Annotated in this window: 17 protein-coding genes; 11 read left to right on the forward strand and 6 right to left on the reverse strand. The window is 52.6% G+C overall.

From position 1 onward, the window contains the following. Nucleotides 1-177: 177 nt before the first annotated feature. Nucleotides 178-660 (reverse strand): lysozyme inhibitor LprI family protein, encoded by a 483-nt coding sequence (locus tag PsAD37_RS14215; protein ID WP_063296713.1) that lies wholly within the window; start codon nt 658-660, stop codon nt 178-180. A gap of 742 nt (nt 661-1402) precedes the next feature. Here PsAD37_RS14215 and PsAD37_RS14225 point away from each other — a divergent pair. From PsAD37_RS14225 to PsAD37_RS14235, 3 genes are all read left to right on the forward strand, one after another. Then, complete coding sequence (locus PsAD37_RS14225) at nt 1403-3103, forward strand: Na/Pi cotransporter family protein (RefSeq protein WP_063296715.1); 1701 nt, start codon at nt 1403-1405, stop codon at nt 3101-3103. 99 nt (nt 3104-3202) lie between these two features. Beyond that, nucleotides 3203-5509: a nitric-oxide reductase large subunit gene (locus PsAD37_RS14230; protein WP_063296716.1), complete on the forward strand. Its 2307-nt coding sequence runs from the start codon at nt 3203-3205 to the stop codon at nt 5507-5509. 241 nt (nt 5510-5750) lie between these two features. Next, on the forward strand, nt 5751-7163 hold the full coding sequence (locus PsAD37_RS14235) for an MATE family efflux transporter (protein ID WP_063296717.1): 1413 nt from the start codon (nt 5751-5753) through the stop codon (nt 7161-7163). A gap of 9 nt (nt 7164-7172) precedes the next feature. On the opposite strand, the gene PsAD37_RS14240 is transcribed toward PsAD37_RS14235, so the two are convergent. Beyond that, nucleotides 7173-8012: a helix-turn-helix domain-containing protein gene (locus PsAD37_RS14240; protein WP_063287741.1), complete on the reverse strand. Its 840-nt coding sequence runs from the start codon at nt 8010-8012 to the stop codon at nt 7173-7175. A 126-nt stretch (nt 8013-8138) separates the two neighbouring features. On the opposite strand from PsAD37_RS14240, the gene PsAD37_RS14245 reads away from it, so the two are divergent. Then, nucleotides 8139-8375, forward strand: a complete 237-nt coding sequence (locus PsAD37_RS14245; protein WP_063296718.1) for a DUF2061 domain-containing protein — start codon at nt 8139-8141, stop codon at nt 8373-8375. A 15-nt stretch (nt 8376-8390) separates the two neighbouring features. Here PsAD37_RS14245 and PsAD37_RS14250 read toward each other — a convergent pair whose 3' ends face one another. From PsAD37_RS14250 to PsAD37_RS14260, 3 genes are all read right to left on the reverse strand, one after another. Then, nucleotides 8391-8801, reverse strand: a complete 411-nt coding sequence (locus PsAD37_RS14250) for an NUDIX domain-containing protein (RefSeq protein WP_063296719.1) — start codon at nt 8799-8801, stop codon at nt 8391-8393. A 130-nt stretch (nt 8802-8931) separates the two neighbouring features. Further along, nucleotides 8932-9477 (reverse strand): peptide chain release factor-like protein, encoded by a 546-nt coding sequence (locus PsAD37_RS14255; protein WP_206600075.1) that lies wholly within the window; start codon nt 9475-9477, stop codon nt 8932-8934. Then, entirely contained in the window at nt 9455-10612 is a 1158-nt protein-coding gene (locus PsAD37_RS14260; RefSeq protein ID WP_084407802.1) for an RNA ligase RtcB family protein, read from the reverse strand. Before PsAD37_RS14260 ends, PsAD37_RS14255 begins: the two co-directional genes overlap by 23 nt. A 287-nt stretch (nt 10613-10899) precedes the next feature. Here PsAD37_RS14260 and PsAD37_RS14270 point away from each other — a divergent pair, with 287 nt between their 5' ends. Together PsAD37_RS14270 and PsAD37_RS28760 are read left to right on the forward strand one after the other, a co-directional pair. Further along, nucleotides 10900-11754: an NAD-dependent epimerase/dehydratase family protein gene (locus PsAD37_RS14270; RefSeq protein ID WP_208991876.1), complete on the forward strand. Its 855-nt coding sequence runs from the start codon at nt 10900-10902 to the stop codon at nt 11752-11754. 9 nt (nt 11755-11763) lie between these two features. Beyond that, nucleotides 11764-11934, forward strand: a complete 171-nt coding sequence (locus PsAD37_RS28760) for a hypothetical protein (protein WP_208991877.1) — start codon at nt 11764-11766, stop codon at nt 11932-11934. Between the two features lie 15 nt (nt 11935-11949). On the opposite strand, the gene PsAD37_RS14275 is transcribed toward PsAD37_RS28760, so the two are convergent. Then, a complete protein-coding gene (locus tag PsAD37_RS14275; protein WP_063296721.1) occupies nt 11950-13065 on the reverse strand; it encodes an NAD(P)/FAD-dependent oxidoreductase in 1116 nt (371 codons plus the stop codon). 123 nt (nt 13066-13188) lie between these two features. Between PsAD37_RS14275 and PsAD37_RS14280 the strand changes: the two genes are divergently transcribed. From PsAD37_RS14280 to PsAD37_RS14300, 5 genes are all read left to right on the forward strand, one after another. After that, the gene (locus PsAD37_RS14280) at nt 13189-13632 is read left to right on the forward strand and encodes a MarR family winged helix-turn-helix transcriptional regulator (protein ID WP_063296722.1); all 444 of its coding nucleotides are present in this window, start codon (nt 13189-13191) and stop codon (nt 13630-13632) included. A gap of 92 nt (nt 13633-13724) precedes the next feature. Next, nucleotides 13725-14114 (forward strand): hypothetical protein, encoded by a 390-nt coding sequence (locus PsAD37_RS14285; protein ID WP_153039756.1) that lies wholly within the window; start codon nt 13725-13727, stop codon nt 14112-14114. A 396-nt stretch (nt 14115-14510) separates the two neighbouring features. Continuing rightward, nucleotides 14511-16013: an NCS1 family transporter gene (locus tag PsAD37_RS14290; RefSeq protein ID WP_084407804.1), complete on the forward strand. Its 1503-nt coding sequence runs from the start codon at nt 14511-14513 to the stop codon at nt 16011-16013. 111 nt (nt 16014-16124) lie between these two features. Next, nucleotides 16125-16655 carry a GNAT family N-acetyltransferase gene (locus PsAD37_RS14295; protein ID WP_063296724.1) on the forward strand — a complete coding sequence of 177 codons (531 nt, stop codon included), beginning with the start codon at nt 16125-16127 and terminating at the stop codon, nt 16653-16655. A 104-nt stretch (nt 16656-16759) separates the two neighbouring features. Further along, complete coding sequence (locus PsAD37_RS14300) at nt 16760-17275, forward strand: YgjV family protein (RefSeq protein ID WP_063296725.1); 516 nt, start codon at nt 16760-16762, stop codon at nt 17273-17275. Nucleotides 17276-17293 lie beyond the last annotated feature (18 nt).

Genomic DNA, 17293 nt, shown 5'->3' on the forward strand with positions numbered 1-17293 from the left:
GCACAGACCTTAAGGCGTATCCCTGAAACGCGGGGTCGGATTTCAAAATGGATTACGCGACAGATTTTGAAACGAGCATCCGTTCAGCCTAACCACATTGGCCTGTACTGCTATTCCCGAATATTGGCCCCTTTAAAGGGAGAGGCCATGTTCATCAGTGAGCACTCTCAATCCTGATTAGTGCGGGCCAGCTTCGACAAGAAATTGCTGGAGCTGCAGGCTGCGCACCGCAGCCTGGTCTCCCATGCAAACGGACATGGCGAGCGGCGCGTTGCTGCCTCCCTCATAAATCAGCGCATTCGCGGAGCACGTATCATCACGAAACTTGATCCAGTTGCGTTGCGCATTCTTCAGGCTGGCTTTCACATTGGTGCTGGCATGCTTCATGATCTCAGCATACGCAGTGTTGAGGCGCTGGTCCCAGACCATATATTCCTGCACTGCGCAGAAAATCATATGGCTGTTTTGATAGTGGCTGCCGATACACTGTTCCATCACCTCCCCAAAACAAGCCATAGCTGGATAGCCACCGCCCTTCTCATCTACGCATTTGGCGATGATGACAGCCTGCTCCTCAGTTGGCTCTTCAGCCGCCTGAGAGGGAGAGTTGAGTGCGAAAGCCAACGAAAGCGAGAGCAGAGACGTGCGAATAAAACTCATAGAAACCTCAAAGTAATTTTCTCTATAAACTGTGATAGGTGATCCGCGATGAGAAATTGCTAACCCAAGTCACTGAGAAAAACCTAGTCATTATCTACGGAGCCTTACAGATTTCCTGTTTCTTTTACATGACAAACTGGTTTGGTTTGAAACACGACACAAGAGAGCAGCAGGTCATTCAACTTGATGCGCCTTTGCATCAGCTAGTCAAACCTAGGCGAAACCGAGTCATATACGGGAAATACGGAGCAAAAGACGCCATATTACGATTTTGTGACGGGCTGGGGAAAACGCACGCTGTGCGCATTTTACCTGTTATACTTCCCGTTGGTTTGCCAGCTAATAATTATTCATATATTTCAAATACTTGCGCGATTTCATACACTTCAACTTCATTGGTCTGCTTTCATCACGCGACGCCACGAAAAACGCAATACTTGCGCAAAATTCTCGCCATAATTGAGCTAAGCATATTGAGTTATTGGCATAAGTGTCTTAAGTTATTTATTAAATCATTGAGGTGGCTAATTTAGTTGCCGGATCGATTTCAAGAATCCGCTAAAGCTCCCAAAGCACGCGAGCGATCCCTTGCTTCCCTTCTCGTCAAAACGGGGAAGCGAGAGATCTCGCATATTCTGATAGTCCGACAACTCCAGCTTAAAGACCTTTGCCGTGTATCACGACAACTGCGTTTAAGTGAGCCTCCTATTAATAACCGAGAGAGCTGAATCCGGAGGCTGTGATGAGCAGTTTTGAAATACTTCTACACCTTGCCGCCGGTATTTCCCTATTGTTCTGGGCAACCAGAATGATCCGAACAGGTGTTGAGCGAGCGGTTGGACAGAAATTCCAAGGCTGGATGCAGCAGGCTTCTAAGAACCGCTACACCAGCTTCGCAACCGGCTTTCTGGTCTCCATCATCTTGCAGAGTGCAACAGCTACAGCCATTCTTGCGCGCGGGTTCATCAGCAAAGGATCCATTACGCTGGCAGCTGGCCTTGCCATCATGCTTGGCGCAGACCTTGGCTCCACCATGGTAGTTCAGGTGCTCTCATTGGACCTCAGTTGGCTTCTCCCGGTTTGTCTTGTTGTTGGTGGCGCTCTCTTCTCCCGCGGCAGCACGCGCACCATGCGCCAGACGGGACGCATCATCATTGGTGTTGGCCAGATGCTGATCGCACTTTCTTTCATCGGCATGGCCTCCGAGCCTCTGCGTGAAAGTGGAGCTCTGCCTGTCATCCTGAACCTGCTGATTGGTGACCCATTCGTTGCGATCATCACTGCAGCTGCTTTGACCTGGCTGTTGCATTCATCCGTTGCAGTGGTTCTCATGATCATGACACTGGCAAGCACAGGCGTGCTGCCAATGGAAGGTGCTCTGCTCTTCATTTTAGGCGCAAACATCGGTTCCAGTATTATCCCTCTGGTCCTTACCATGAGCGATAGTGCAGATGTACGCCGTGTACCGCTTGGCAATATGATCTTCCGCGTGGCCGGTGTATTGATCACTTTGCTGCTGATGCGCTTTGATGTGTTTACCATCGACATGCTGGGCGATGATCCGGCACGTGCAATCGCTAACTTCCACAGTGGGTTCAACCTTGCTGTTGTTCTGCTGGGCATTCCAACCATTGGCATTGTCGCTCGCCTGACCAAACTCATTATCTCTGATAGCGCAGGCCAGTCTGACGAAGATGCTGTTATGGAGCGCCTCAGCCTGCTTGACCGCAAGTTGCTGGAAACCCCCGACCTCGCCTTTAACGCCGCTACCCGTGAAATGCTGCATATGAGCGAAAAGGTGGAAGCCATGCTGCGCGGTGTGATGGTGGTGTTCCGTGGTGATGATGCAAACACAGCCAGACGGTTGATGAAGATGGATGACGAGATCGACGATCTGCACCGCTCCATCAAAGAGTATCTGACTGATGTGACCACCAAATCCATGAGCGATGAGGACTATCAGAAGTATACGGAATTGATGAACTACTGCGTTTGTCTGGAACAGATGGGCGATGTCGTTCAGCGCAACCTGCTTGTTCTGGCAGAGAAGAAATCCGGCCTCAACAAGGAGTTCTCACAGGAAGGTTGGAAGGAAATCAAAGACCTCCACGCCGCAGTGCTGCAAAACCTGCAACTCTCTCTGCGTGTGCTCATCACTCGCGATGCTGAGCTTGCGCGGGATCTGGTTGCTCGCAAGGTTCTTGTACGTGAGTTGGAATACAAGAGCCGCGATGCGCACCTGCGCCGCCTGAGCCAGAACCGTCAATCCAGCCGGACAACAAGCTCCATTCATCTGGAAACCATCAGTGATCTGAAGTACCTGAATGCGCTTTTGACCACTGTTGCCTACCCGATTGTTGAAGGGGAAGGCGAACTACTACGCAGCAGGCTCACCAACGAGCCACAGAAAAACCCGGTTAGCGCCGTACCAGTGGGCACATAAGCGCCTCTCCTAACTTTGAGGGAGGCACGGCCGAAGTCAGATTGATACTCTGATTTGAAACGCAAGCCAGTGTTTCCCCCAAGGTCAGGAGCTAAAAGCATGTTTGACAAGGACTATGATGTAACCTTTTCACTCAAACGGCTTTGGATATTCCTCGCCGTTGGCATGGTCCTCTCCTTTGGTGTTCTGCTCTTTTTTGGCGCCGAAATTTACCGCTTGAAACCGCCGATCCCGGACATGGTGGTCTCGGACAATGGCGATATCATCTACACAAAGGATGACATCGAAGAAGGCCAGAATGTCTGGCAGTCTTTAGGTGGCATGCAACAGGGCAGCGTCTGGGGTCATGGCAGCTATGTAGCGCCGGACTGGTCCACCGACTGGCTGCACCGTGAAGCACTGGCTCTTCTGGATGTTTACCACCGCGATCGGGTTGGTTCCGGTTACACCCCACCAAGCGATGAGCAACGGGCCTTCCTTCAGGTCCTCATAGAAGACGAAATGCGGCGCAACCGCTACAACCCTGCCAACGAAACCATCACAATTTCAGATGACAGGGCAATTGCCGTCAGACAGGTGGAAGATCACTTCACAAGGTTGTTTTCATCCTATGACAACTTCGACGGGCAAAACCTTCGAGACGATTACGCCTTCCCTCCCAACATCCTGATCACACCCGACCAAGCTCAAAAACTCTCCGCCTTTTTCTTCTGGACCTCCTGGAGCTCCGTCACCAACCGGCCAGATGATACAATCTCCTACACCAGCAACTGGCCTCATGAGCCACTGGTCGGCAATCAGCCCACCGGAGCCGCTTTCATCTGGACCATTGTCAGTATCCTTCTGCTGCTCGGCTGTGCAGGAGCCCTGTGCTTCTATTACGTGCGCCAGTATGATTTATGGCGCGAGCGCATTGTGCCGGAAGGCGGTGCAGCAACAAAGAACCCGCTGGCGAATGCCAAACTGACACCATCCATGCGCGCGACAGCCAAATACTTCTGGGTGGTTGTAGCCTTGATGGTTGCTCAGGTGGCTCTGGGAATTCTCACCGCTCACTATGCCGTTGAAGGGCAGGATCTCTATGGCATCCCACTGGCAGAGTTTATTCCTTATTCCATCTCACGCACCTGGCACACGCAGCTGGCAGTGTTCTGGATCGCAACGGCCTGGCTGGGCACAGGCCTGTTCATGGCGCCGTTACTTTCCGGCAAGGACCCAGCCTATCAGACGCTTGGCGTCAACTTCCTTTGGCTCTGTCTCATCATTATCGTCGTAGGTTCATTTGCTGGCGAATGGCTCGGGGTCAATCAATTCTTCTCCCGCACGATGAACTTCTGGTTCGGTCATCAGGGCTACGAATATGTTGATCTGGGGCGCTTCTGGCAAATCTTCCTCTTCATCGGCCTGTTGCTGTGGACTGGTCTGGTCCTGCGTGCTCTCTATCCAGCGTTGAAGGGTGGTCATAACCGCAGTCTCATTGCCCTCACATTGTTGTCCGCGGTCGCCATTGGTTTGCTTTACGGCGCAGGCCTGCTTTGGGGCCAGAACACTCATATCAGCGTCATGGAATATTGGCGCTGGTGGGTGGTTCATTTGTGGGTTGAAGGCGTCTTTGAGGTGTTCGCGACAGCCATCATTGCACTCATTTTTGTGAATCTGAAACTGCTACGCGCCTCAACCGCAGCTGTCGCCGTCATTTTCGCCACCATCATCTTTATGGCCGGCGGTGTGCTGGGCACATTCCACCACCTGTACTGGAGCGGTACTCCAATCGGGGTGCTGGCGCTTGGGGCAGTGTTCTCAGCGCTGGAGGTTGTTCCACTATTGGTTATCGGCTTTGAGGCCTACCAGACCCACAAGCTGGAACAGAATACTCAATGGATCAACCACTACAAGTGGCCGCTTAACTTCTTCGCCTCGGTTCTGTTCTGGAATCTGGTTGGCGCTGGCCTGCTCGGCTTCTTTATCAATCCACCACTGGCGCTCTATTACATGCAAGGTCTCAATTCCACACCAGCCCACGGTCACGCCGCCATGTTTGGCGTGTATGGCCTGCTGGGTATTGGCCTCATGTTGTTCTGCCTGCGCTCGCTTATTCCAGACAATCGCTGGAGTGACAAGTGGCTGCAGCAAGCGTTCTGGGGGCTCAATATCGGCCTTGCCATGATGCTCGGGCTCTCGCTGATCCCGCAAGGGATTTACCAGGCCTACATCAGCTTTACTGAGAGTTACTGGCTCGCTCGTGCACCAGAAACGATCCATGGCCCGGTTATGACTGCATTGGTCTGGGCCCGCGTGCCCGGAGACATTGTCTTTAGCTGGGGTATCTTTTCACTCGTCATATTCATGTATCGCGCTTACTTTGGCCAACCAGTAAATGAAAAAGAACAGACGGCAAAGGCTTAAGACCTCAAACATACTCTCATGCTGAGCAAGTGCTTATAAAGCCATAAAAAACAGGCCTCGTCTCATTAGCCGGCGAGGCCTGAAAACGTAGCGGCCTACGCCGTTTGTGGCGGAGCAGCAACACATACTCTCATTCATGTGTATAGTCATGTGCATTGCGTAAAAGTGTATCTACAACTAGAAAGAGCTATATATACTGGCTACGATTTTTAGTTTTATTTCCGTAAGGTACATTTCTTAGTTGCTTAGATTTCCGCTGTTCCATCATGAACTGACGCGGGTTCTGCGCATTTCAGGTCCTTTGATGCTGGCCATGTCCGGCAGAACTCTGATGATGATCGTAGACCGACTGTGTCTCGCCGCCTATTCCGAACAGACCCTCACGGCCTCTGGCCCGGCGGTCTTCATGGGCATGTCCGCAATCTCCTTCTTCTCCGGCGTCACCCAGATTGGCCGATCAGTCATTGCAGAAGCTTATGCCCGCAGCGGAATAGAAGCGGCACACAAGATGGGTGGCAGACTGTTCGCCGTCGCAATCCTGTGCGTATTAGGCCTCATCCTCACACTGCCTTTACTGATGAACCTGTCGCAGTTCAGCTCCCGACCGGGAGAAATCATTGCACTGGAGAATATTTATCTCAGTTGGGCCATGCTGTTCGGGTCCATCATGATCCTTGACGGCGCAGCGAGTTGCTATTTTGGCGCTGTTGGAAACACACACCTCATTTTTAAGGCCAGCATTGCAGGCCAGTTGGTGTCCATGCCCATGACCTATGTTCTGGTGTTCGGGCTCTATGGATTTCCCGAGCTTGGCATGGCGGGCTCAGCTATCGGAACGGTGCTTGGGTCCCTTGCTGTGTTGGTTGTCTATCTCACTCAAACACCTCGCGCTTTGCGGGTTGCAGCGTTGAATGAGGCGAAGGCGTTGATCAGTAAATCACGGCGGGCTTTTGAGGTGATTGCGCTCTTCAAACGCGGTGTTCCTCTGGGCGCACATGACAGTACGGATGAGATTGGCAACACCGCCATCATCTGGGCTGTGTCCATGGTGGGGGCCACCGCACTGGCGGCCAACAACTTCAACGTCATTCTCAATTATGTCGGCATCATTCCGGTGATCGGCATTGCCAATGGCGCGACGATCCTGTCTTCCCAAGCCATTGGCCGCAATCAGTTTGAGCGAATTCCCAAAATTGCCAGCGCCTCCCTGTTCGTGGCGTTTTCCTATGTGGCAGTCGTGACGGTGCTGTTGCAGAGCTTTGATCGGGAAATCACCTCTCTGTTCTCGCTTGGCAATTATGGGCAGGACATTTTCGAGCTGTCAGTCTCCGTCACCTCACACATCTGGTATTATGCGGTGGCTTTTGCTGTTTCCTTCATCGCCAGCGGCATGTTGCAGAGCTTTCACCAAAACACATATGTTTTCAAAACCCGCATCCTCACTATGTGGTTTGGCAGCGTCCCGGCCTCCTATCTGATTGCTTACAACTGGAGCATTGAGGAGGGTGCGCTTCAACTCATCTGGATCTCCCTGAGCACATTCGAGCTGGGGCTCGGCCTGCTGTTCACAGTCAAGATCTTTTCTTGCCTGAAAGAGCACAACCTACCCGAGCCTGCATGGGAGACCGAAATTGAGAGAACCGAAGTGACTTAAGCTGCAGATCTACGCGATCAGAGTCTCCACATAATCTGCGACGTCTCTGGCATCCACAGAGGCCTCGCGGACAAGCCAGTCGAAATGATCAGTGAGCGAGCTGACTCTTTCCGCTTCACGAAATGCCAGATAGCACTGCCCCACATAGACCACCGCCAGATTTGGCCCGAAGATGGTGATCGGCGCGCTGAAGACTTTGTGCGCATCAAAGAGAAACAGGCGCAAGCGAGGGAACATTTGGCGGCAGGTATCTGCCACAAATTTCAACTGCTCAACCCGCGTTTCCTTATTCAGATGCGCATAATAGCCAATGCCTTGCGCGCAGGCTTGTATCTCATGAAGCGGGATGGCGATTTCATAATCAGACTGACGCGAGCGCAACCAGTCCAGCTGTCCGCTGATAGACCCAACCACCTCTTCAGGGTCCAACCCGCGAAATGAGGCATACTCCCACGCCAGCATACGGTCTGTCTTTAAAATGTCAGGCAGTGTGGCTGGCACATGGCGCACTTTCAGCCCGGTTGCTTCCTTGTGCCAGTTGAGGATTTGCTCATCAACAGAAGATCGCTCCGCCGGGCTCAAGGCCATTGCAGCTGCAATGATATCACCCGGACGCTCTGGCCTGTTGGTGAGCCCTAGCAACCAATCCGCACTCACCCTGAGCGAGGCTGCCAGATCGGCCAGCAACTGGCTGTTGGGCAACCGCGGGTTTTCGTTGTTCAGCAACTGGCCAACGGTAGAGCGATCAACACCGGCATTGCGAGCCAGCTGGCTGCGCGTCACATCGGCCTCTGCCATCGCTTCGAATAACCGGTTTCGAAACAAAGTAGCTCTGTCGCGCTTGTCCATCAAATTCACCATTGTAGATTACAATCAACAAAATGAATTTATTGCAGCTAATATACCAAATGTCCAATCCGCATTTTTTCCGGTAGCAACGAGAGGAGGAATTACATTCTTACCTGGACATCTTATATGGACTCTGCATCACGCATTTTTACAAAATCAGTTACCTGGCAAGTCATGGGACTTTTCACTATGACGTTGATCGGATTTATTTTTACGGGCTCCGTCACGCTCGGTGGCGGCATTGCCATCGTCAGCTCAACCCTTGGCTTCATCTTCTACTTTCTGCATGAGATGGTTTGGTCCAACATCAAGTGGGGCCGCAAAATTGCCGGTGCAGACACACAGCAGAAAACGCAGAGTTAATCTATTGGAGCTGTCTCACAGCTCCCCTCGTCCTCTTAGCACGCCAAAGATCACACGATACTCAGGAAACGCAAGGTCGGGCAGGCTGACAGCCCCCTGAAAATTCACCCATCGCAGTTCAGTATGCTCATCACCAAGGTTCTTTGTGTCACCTTGCCATTGGGTCACAGTGAACAGATGAAAGACGGTTGCATTGTGCTGATCGTTAACTTGAGTTCTGAACTCAGTGACCTTGGCAAAGGCTTCTGCCTTAATGTCCACTTCCTCTTTCAGTTCCCGCAAAAGAGCCGCTTCCAGCTCCTCCCCAGCTTCAACATGACCACCGGGGAAGCTCCAAACGCCCGGGAAATTCCGCCGGGCCGGGGACCGAAGCCCCATAAGGACATGGTTGTTTCGCAGCAGCAGCCCATTCACAATATCAGTCATCCAAGAGCCTCCCTTAAACCCGAATCTGAACCACGAGTGCTATCTTAAAGAGCCACTTCGTGGCTGTTCACATTAGATCTCCTTAAATCGTGCACCTTTAAAGCAGCGCACAGGATTTCCACGTTCTAGTTCATGATGAAGCTGTCGCTGTGTTTTCCGCAGGCGGTCCTTTTCTGTCACAGAAAGACCTGCAATTTTTTCCTGTAAGCGCTGCACAGCGAGTTGCTTGTTGCGAGCGTTCATCTCTGGCCACCACAGCGAGACCTGTCGGCACGTGAGTCACACGCACCGCGCTTTCAGTCTTGTTCTGGTGTTGGCCACCCGGGCCACCAACGCGCAAAGTCTCAAACCGAAGCTCTTCCGGTTTCGGCTCTCCGCGGTCCTCCGTCAGGGCTGGCAACTCAAACACGCCAATGAACCAGTTCTGCCGTTTGTGGTTGGGGCGAAACGGACTCTGGCATGTCCACTTGATGGTGCCATACCATGATCTGGCAAAAGCCTCCTTGCCGCTGCCTGAGAGTGTGACCTCAACAGACGCCACATCAACAGACGGCCCGTTCTGTTCAGGATCACACACGATTGAAAGTCCGAGCTTTTGGGCTGCTTTTTCCATCGTGCTGAGGGTATGGCGGAGCGCAAAGATGCGTTCTGCGTCATCGTTTGCCCCTCCGCTCATCCGCGCCACGCGCTGTCTTGAACGTAACAACAGGTGTCATCACCCCAAAGCACGTGGCAAGCTCTGCCTCAACCAGTTGGCTTAAAACATCCTCTGAGTTTTTGTAGGCCTGCGGAGCTTCTTCCACCAGGAGCTGTTTATCCTCACACACAACGCGCCCGCCGTAAGACGTACGCGCCAAAGCATTGCGAACGGACTTCTGCTTCGCGATACGCCCATGCATGGACGCACGGTCGTATTTGCGCCCTGCTCCATGCGCTAATGAGGACAATGCCTCCGGTTTGTTGCCGGTTGGTTTCAGCAAAAAGCTCTTTGCATCTCTGGAGCCTGCTAGCGGCACCAGATCTACATCCGCTTTGGCCGCGCCTTTGCGGTGAAGGAACGCATCGCCATAGCGCTCAATGAGGTTATGGCTGCAGTCCACCACCAGCTCCACATCGCAGCGCAACGACGCAGCTGCTCGCTCTGCAATCACTTTGCGGTTCAAGCTGGCCCATCGCACAGCAAGGTCGTGCATTTTGAGGTAGTCGTGAGCGCGCTCATCCTGAGCTGCCATCCCTTCCGGACCAAGCGCTGCATAATCATTAAAGATGCCAGCTCCGAAGGAACGGGAGCCGGAATGCACGAAGAGCAATACGTCGCCTTTCGCAATACCGGCTTTAGCAGCAAGGTCCGGATCCGGCGTTTCTACCAGAACCTGCACCTCACAAAAGTGGTTGCCACCGCCAATCGTACCGATGGCATGGGGATCCAGATCCTCTGGCAAACCGGCAGCCCGCAGATGCGCCTGCCCTTCTTCCAGATCAGAATGATCCTGAAGCGCACGCAAGCGATCCGCCAGTTTCTGCGGCTTTAGTTTGTGAGCACTGAGCGAGGTGCGGAACACAGTCATGCCGCAGCCAATATCATTGCCGATCATGTGCGGATGCACACGGTCGGACAGAATTGCGACACCGACCGGGCCGGGATGCAAATCAGGAAATGCCGCGATCTGTTTGACCGCCTCAAGCTCAGCAAGTTTGTTAAGTTGGACCTCTGCATCCCCTAGGATCCAGGCAGAAGTCCCATAGAATTTATGGATTGGCGCAGGCGCACTAGCAGCGCGGGTCGCGCAATCCAAGCGTAAATTGCCCATGAAAATGGCCTATAGTTCTTGAAAGTATCTTCGAGCGCTGCTCGAAAGAAGATCCTAAAGGCCGCTAGCGCTGGCTCTGAGAAGGATCAGTGCCCTTTGAAGGGCGAAACGCGGAAAGGCATGGTTCGCTCCAAACTGTGCTGCGCACCAATTGCTGCAGCTGAGGGCTGGGGAGATAACAGACAGACGCCGCAACGTCAATGTAACTGTCCTTATCAAACCAATCACCGTGGCTGGACAACAACACCAAGATGTCTAGGGTACTCTGCAAGTAAGGGGAGACAGTCATGCGGGCTTTGGTCGTTGGTGGAACTGGGTTTCTGGGTGGAGCCATAACGGATGCACTCGTCGGTGCAGGGCATCAGGTTGCTGTGCTGGTGCGTGGAACGACCAAACGATCTTTACCAGATGGCGTAGAGGCCATTGCAGCAGACCGATATGGTGATCTGAGTGTTTTGAAGCAGCACAAGTTTGATTGGGTCTTTGACACATGCGCCTTTTCACCGGACGCAGTGCGCAGCCTGCTGGAACCACTGGGAGACCAATTGCAGCGCTATGTGTTCATCTCCTCAATTTCAGCCTACGGCACATTTGCGAAATCGCGCCTGAATGAACAAGACTCGGTCCCGAATGCCACTGAAGATGATCTGGCAATCTCTCAAAGTCTCTCCCCAGCAGAACGCAGTTCAGCAACCTCCTATGGTGCTTCGTATGGTGCGCTCAAACGGGCATGTGAGCTTGCCGCGGAAGAGGTTCTTGGCGAGCGGGCCACGTCCTTGCGGGTCGGCTTGCTGGTTGGTGCTGGCGACTACACGGACCGGCTGACCTGGTGGGTCCGCCGCATCGACCAAGCCACATCGCAAAACCCAGCTGTCCCAGCTCCTGCTCCTGCATCAAGGCAGGTGCAGATGATTGACGTCCGGGATGTGGCTGATTTCGCACTGGCCTGTGCTGAGGCCAAACGCGGAGGCATCTGGAATGTCACCAGCTCTCCGTTTCAACTGGGTGATCTGCTACAGAAAATCATTTCAGAAACTGGCTCCCCTGCCCGACTGCACTGGGTGGAAGAAGAGCACATCATTGACGCAGGTATTCAGCCATGGACCGATCTGCCCGTCATGATGCCCTCACTTCCAGACTAGGCGCACTTCATGAACGTGGACACCACCCGTGCAGAGGCAGCCGGTTTAACCTGTCGCCCACTGAACGAAACGCTCAGTCCGTTGCTGACGTGGGACCGCACCCGGCGCGATACAGCTCTCAAATGCGGTTTGACAGCTGATCAGGAAGCAGCTCTGCTTCAGCAACACGCCACAAGCTGAGTGTTCAAGTACAGTCTATGCCTTAGCAGCAGCACCGAGCGCTTTGCGGTACATGGGCACCAGCATGGTCTTTGCCTTTGCCATGCGTGTAAACCAGCTGGCTTTCACTGTACCGATTGGTGGCACATCAGAAACGCCTGTTTGACTACCAAGGGTCACGACCATCATGTTATCGTTGGTTTTCGGCTTATAGCTCTTCAGCTTGGCCTGCGGGTTCTTCAGAAGTTGCAACACGTTATGGGTCACAGTTTTCACATGACCGCGCACATATAGTGCCTTCTTCACTTCATCAATCCCAGCGATGTCACCAAGCACAAAGACGTTACTCTGGTCCTTCATCTGGAACGTGTCTTCAACCGCAATATAGCCGCGTGTGTCGAGCAGATGAGCAAGATCATGCTGCATATAATCCGTGTTCGGCTTGCCGCCTACACACCAGATGATCAGGTCGTAATCTACCACCACACCGCTGGAGAGTTTGGCTTGCCCGGCCTCAGCTTTCTGTGAGCTGGATGGTGCAGGTGAAAGCACGCGTTCGCCCAGCATGAACGTCACACCGCGCTGCTGCAGCACTTTCACGGCGTGGTTTGCTGTCTTGCGGGAGGTGCCTTTGAGGACTTCACCGCTGGATTCCACCAGAACAACAGATTTTTGCGGGAACCGCTCGGTAATCTCACCCGCCATCTCAACGCCAACAGGGCCACCGCCAACAAGTAAGATTTTCTGCGCAGCTTCAATCGCACTATGGGTCGACTTGAACGCGGCGTGTCGCTCCTTCGTTGAGCCAGAGGTCGGGCGGATCAGCTCTGAGGGAAACCGGCTACCAGTTGCTAGAATGGAGATATCAGCCTCCAATGTATGTTCAGCACCATCAGCACCAACGACGTGCCCTGTCTCTCCGGTAAACCGCTCCAGCTTGCCGTGAATGAAGTCTACGCCCTTCAAAAAAGACTGAAATGGCATGACTGCCTGATGAGCATAATCTGGTTGAACGGCAACGCGCGGCATAGCCATGGGCACTTCGAAATAGTCAAGCGAGCTGACAAGCTTCACATTAGCGTGCTTTGCAAGCTGGGTTGCAAGGGCCGCCCCGGCAATTCCACCGCCATAAATTACAACTGACTTGGACATGTCTTTACTCCATTCTGTTGCGCCTTATATACTACAATAATTTAATAGTTCAATATTATAAATATTACTTTTTTAAAGCAAACCTGATATGACGCCACCTGCAGACTTGAGGACGTGAATGAAATGAAAGACTTACCGGCAAGCATGCTTGTGCTTTTCCAGTTTCAGGAAATTTTGGGACGTATCCATAAATCCTACTCGGAATATGCTGATAAGCTCACACCGACAGAAACCAATATGCTGCTGCATCTGGGCGAACCCGTGCGCATGGGCAAACTCGCAGACCTGCTGTTCTGCCTGCCCTCCAACGTGACTGTGCTGGTTGATAAATTCGAGAAACTCGATTTGCTGCAGCGTCAACGTTCCGCAGAAGATCGCCGCGCTATTGAGGTCGCACTGACGAGCAAAGGTCAGACGCTACGCACTCAGACAATTAAACACATTTCAAGGGTCATTGAAGAGCAATCCGGTCTTGAGCAGGAAGATTTTGAGACGATCTTTGACGTACTGAAGCAGAAGTCTATCATTGACGGTACTTGTGGAGCATGTCCTTCAGCGGAGAGTTAAGATTTAGCCCGCCATCTAGTCCGCTTCACAAAACCATTCTGACTGCGTCTCCTGAATGCCCACAGTTGGGCCAATAAGAACAGGAGAACTACATGAAGCTTTCACGAATGATTCTGAGCGCGTTTCTCATCTCAACAGTCGCACTTTCTGGCTCGCAAGCCGCTGTCTTTGTTGGAGACTTACCAGCGACAGATCAGCAACTGAGCGCTAAATCCTCGGATGGCGAAAAAGCCACCATCGCCGACACGCTTTCCAACTCTATTCAAGAGTCAATCACAAACGGCTACAACTCTGTCGGAAACACCGATCTCGTGATCACCAAGAGCTGGCACAAAGGCGGCAGCTTGCCATATGATGACACGTTTGAGCATGTCACAGTTGAAGTTTACAAAAATGACGTCTACGTCAAAACCTGCCACGCATACTCTTTTCAAACTAAACTGGATGGCCCGTATCAGGCCAGTTGCGTAAAATCAAAGTAAGTTATCCATCTGACAGCGTGTCTCTATTCCGGCCTAGGTTTAGAGGCACGCATCACAAGAAATACATCACAAAATACTTTTACCAATTGATCAAAAAACTTAGCTCTAAAGTTTTATTCGCACTCAATAAATATTTTCACTCTAATACTTTTGCTAAAATCTAGTAAAATTTGCTCTGACCTACTTGCGCAATACATATTTTCAGGTTAGTTAGCCGACTTTAGCAGAACAATCTCATCAGGCTGTATTCAGCCTCGCAGTGCATGTAGTGCAACTACCGGCAAACGGTAATGTTATTTCTACGTCTTGCTGTGAGCGCTGTTTTTGCACGCGCCTACTTGCGCTCTGCTAAGATTTACTGTCTCAAAAAAGTTAATATACATCAGGATCTAGAACATGGCACAAACCCAAGTTATGGATGAGACTTCACGCGGCCAATCCCGCCTCATGGAGCCAGCCATCCTTCCCGTCTGGCTTAATCAACGTGCCATCTCCAACCGTGGTTACATTGGGCTTTGGATCTCGATGGCGGTGATCATCGCAACCTTCCAGCTGGGTGCTGGCGGTGTGACGGGTCTCCCTCTCCCAATCGTTATTGCAACAATCTTCTTCGCCAACCTGCTGCTTGGCATCGTCATGGCGATGACAGCAGACATCGGCACCGAGCATGGCATCTCCTTTGCCGTTTATCTCCGCGCACCGTTTGGCACCGTGGGCACGCACATTCCCTCCATCACTCGCGGTGTAGTCGCGGCCATCTGGTTCGGCATTCAAACCTACCTCGGAGCGCTGGCGCTAAACGGTATCTTCTCTTACCTCACCGGGTTCGATAACTGGGTGGTCTGGTACATCGGGTTTGCCGTGCTGCAGGTGGCCAACACCGCCATGGGCATTCGCGCTGTTGAGCGTCTTGCGAAAATCGCCGCTCCAGCCATCATGGCAATCTCTGTGTGGATGTACTTCACGCTTGATAACCTTGCCACAGCAAGCGGAAAAGACATCTGGTCCTTTGCTGGCGATGCAGAAATCTCCATCGTTGCCCTCTTCGTTGCCAACATGGCCTTCTGGTCCTCATTGGCAGTGGACATTCCAAACATCACCCGCTTCCTGCATGTTGAAGCTGGCACCAAGAGCTTCTTCAAGCGCAACAAGAATGTGTTTCTGGCGCAGTTCGTTGCCCTGCCAGTCGTACAGAGCTGGATCGCGCTGATCGGCGCAGTGTCCTTCATCGCAGCTGGTGACTGGAACCCGATCACCGTTATTCAGGGCCAGGGTACTGGTATCACGCTCGTGGTTCTGCTGGTCATGGTGGTGCTGGCACAATGGTCCACCAACACAAGCGCCAACCTCATCCCGGCAGCACTGACCTTCGTGAATGCAGGCGCTCCGTGGATCACTTACGCTATGGGTCTGGTTCTGGCGGCCATCGTGGGCACGCTGGCGATGCCTTGGCTGATCCTTGATCACCTCTTCACATACCTTGGCCTTTACGGCGCCATGCTGGCAGCGCTGGGTGGCATCATGATCTGCGATTACTTCGTGATCCGCAAACGCCGCCTCAATGTACCTGAGCTTTATGAGGAAGACGGCCAGTTCAAGTACATCGCAGGCTGCAACCCGGCTGGTCTGATTGCATGGGTTGTCGGTGGTGCGCTGGCGATCTACGTGATCGACCTCTCCTACTTCGTTGGTTTCTTCTCCGCCTTTGCGCTCTACTGGGTGCTGATGAAGGTCTGGATCCTGCCGAAGTTTAAGCAAGATGAACTGGTGCATGCAGATGATGAGAAGTATCTGGCAACAAGTGTCAACCGCAACTGGGTGTATCTGGATGGTCAGGGCATGGTGAAAATGGATTGCGCCAGCATTCCGGACCATGCACTTTCTCGCGAAGATCTTTAGAACCTGCTGAAGCTTACAAATGAGAACCCCTTGCGCCTACCCGCGTGAGGGGTTTTCTCTTTTGAGATTACCCGTTAATGTTCAGGGGTCATTTTCAAAAGTGCATGTTTTATGAATACACCCACACAGCTTGCCACCCCACCCGTTTCCCTTCATGAAATCTGTGAGGCCGATGCGCTCGAAGTCCTGGAGTTTGAGAGCAGCAGCAGCACTTTCTTTGAAAAGTGGGTACCCGCCCGCGGGCGCGAGCATTTTGAGGAAATGTCGCTCCGACAGGTTATCAAAGACCTGATGGCTGATCCTGACCGGTTTTATCTGGTCCGCTCTGGCTATGGCGAGCTGGTGGGCCGCATCAACCTGCGCAGATTGGACAAAGAGCCTCTGGACACTGTTGAGCTGGGCTACAGAGTTGGCGAAAATCATCTGGGCAAAGGCTACGCCAAAGCGGCTGTTCTTGCCGTTGTGGAGCAAATGCGAGCTGATGGCGGGATGAAGCATCTGGAGGCCTTTGCAGCAGACAACAACCCAGCCTCCTCCAACGTACTATTGGCCTGTGGCTTCCGTTGGGACAAAACGGGCACCAAGACCGTGCAGTTGAACGGCAACCCATTGACGTTGCACCTCTTTGCTCTGACGCTCTGAGATTAGACTTATCCAGCCCGTAGTATCTCTGACCCGCGCAATTACAGACGATCTGAGCGCCAATCACGCCTACACTCCTCTTCCAATAAGAAAGAAAATGGAAGATGGATCCACTCGTCATACAGGGTTTTGGGCTGGCGGCCTATGCCGTCAACATGGTTGGCTTTTCCACCAAGCGTGATCAGCTGTTTCGCAGCCTGCTTTTTGTCAGCTGCTCCCTGTTTTGCATCCATTATGTGCTCATGGGCGCGTATGTGGCGGGCACCAACCTTGGCATCAACGGGGTGCGGTCCTTCGTTTCCCTGCGCTTTAAGGGCTATACGTGGTTCGCTCTCTTTGCCGTCATCCAAACTGGTATGAGTGTGATGGTGTATGAAGGGCTCATCGACCTCCTGCCATGGTCTGCCTCGCTCATGAGCGGCTTTGCACTGTTTTGCCTGAGTGACATCCAGATGCGCATCGCCATGCTCATTTGCGCTCTTACATGGATGGTCAACGCCCTGATCGTGGGCTCCTGGGGCGGATCTCTGAACGATATCACTAACGCCACCCTGCTTGCTTTCACGATTTACCGTATGAAAACCGCAAATGAACGGGAGGCTCAAACCACTTCCCTCTGACATTCCGTAGCACTCAAT

The organism is Pseudovibrio sp. Ad37, assembly GCF_001623075.1.
In the GTDB taxonomy this organism is placed as follows: domain Bacteria; phylum Pseudomonadota; class Alphaproteobacteria; order Rhizobiales; family Stappiaceae; genus Pseudovibrio.

Excerpts from the sequence above, each read along its gene's own strand:
- PsAD37_RS14275 (WP_063296721.1), bottom strand. The coding sequence starts at position 13,065 with ATGTCCAAGTCAGTTGTAATTTATGGCGGTGGAATTGCCGGGGCGGCC.
- PsAD37_RS14295 (WP_063296724.1), top strand. The coding sequence starts at position 16,125 with ATGAATACACCCACACAGCTTGCCACCCCACCCGTTTCCCTTCATGAA.
- PsAD37_RS14290 (WP_084407804.1), top strand. The coding sequence starts at position 14,511 with ATGGCACAAACCCAAGTTATGGATGAGACTTCACGCGGCCAATCCCGC.
- PsAD37_RS14240 (WP_063287741.1), bottom strand. The coding sequence starts at position 8,012 with ATGGACAAGCGCGACAGAGCTACTTTGTTTCGAAACCGGTTATTCGAA.
- PsAD37_RS14250 (WP_063296719.1), bottom strand. The coding sequence starts at position 8,801 with ATGACTGATATTGTGAATGGGCTGCTGCTGCGAAACAACCATGTCCTT.
- PsAD37_RS14255 (WP_206600075.1), bottom strand. The coding sequence starts at position 9,477 with ATGAGCGGAGGGGCAAACGATGACGCAGAACGCATCTTTGCGCTCCGC.
- PsAD37_RS14225 (WP_063296715.1), top strand. The coding sequence starts at position 1,403 with ATGAGCAGTTTTGAAATACTTCTACACCTTGCCGCCGGTATTTCCCTA.
- PsAD37_RS14300 (WP_063296725.1), top strand. The coding sequence starts at position 16,760 with ATGGATCCACTCGTCATACAGGGTTTTGGGCTGGCGGCCTATGCCGTC.
- PsAD37_RS14245 (WP_063296718.1), top strand. The coding sequence starts at position 8,139 with ATGGACTCTGCATCACGCATTTTTACAAAATCAGTTACCTGGCAAGTC.
- PsAD37_RS14260 (WP_084407802.1), bottom strand. The coding sequence starts at position 10,612 with ATGGGCAATTTACGCTTGGATTGCGCGACCCGCGCTGCTAGTGCGCCT.
- PsAD37_RS14280 (WP_063296722.1), top strand. The coding sequence starts at position 13,189 with ATGAAAGACTTACCGGCAAGCATGCTTGTGCTTTTCCAGTTTCAGGAA.
- PsAD37_RS28760 (WP_208991877.1), top strand. The coding sequence starts at position 11,764 with ATGAACGTGGACACCACCCGTGCAGAGGCAGCCGGTTTAACCTGTCGC.
- PsAD37_RS14270 (WP_208991876.1), top strand. The coding sequence starts at position 10,900 with ATGCGGGCTTTGGTCGTTGGTGGAACTGGGTTTCTGGGTGGAGCCATA.
- PsAD37_RS14230 (WP_063296716.1), top strand. The coding sequence starts at position 3,203 with ATGTTTGACAAGGACTATGATGTAACCTTTTCACTCAAACGGCTTTGG.
- PsAD37_RS14215 (WP_063296713.1), bottom strand. The coding sequence starts at position 660 with ATGAGTTTTATTCGCACGTCTCTGCTCTCGCTTTCGTTGGCTTTCGCA.
- PsAD37_RS14285 (WP_153039756.1), top strand. The coding sequence starts at position 13,725 with ATGAAGCTTTCACGAATGATTCTGAGCGCGTTTCTCATCTCAACAGTC.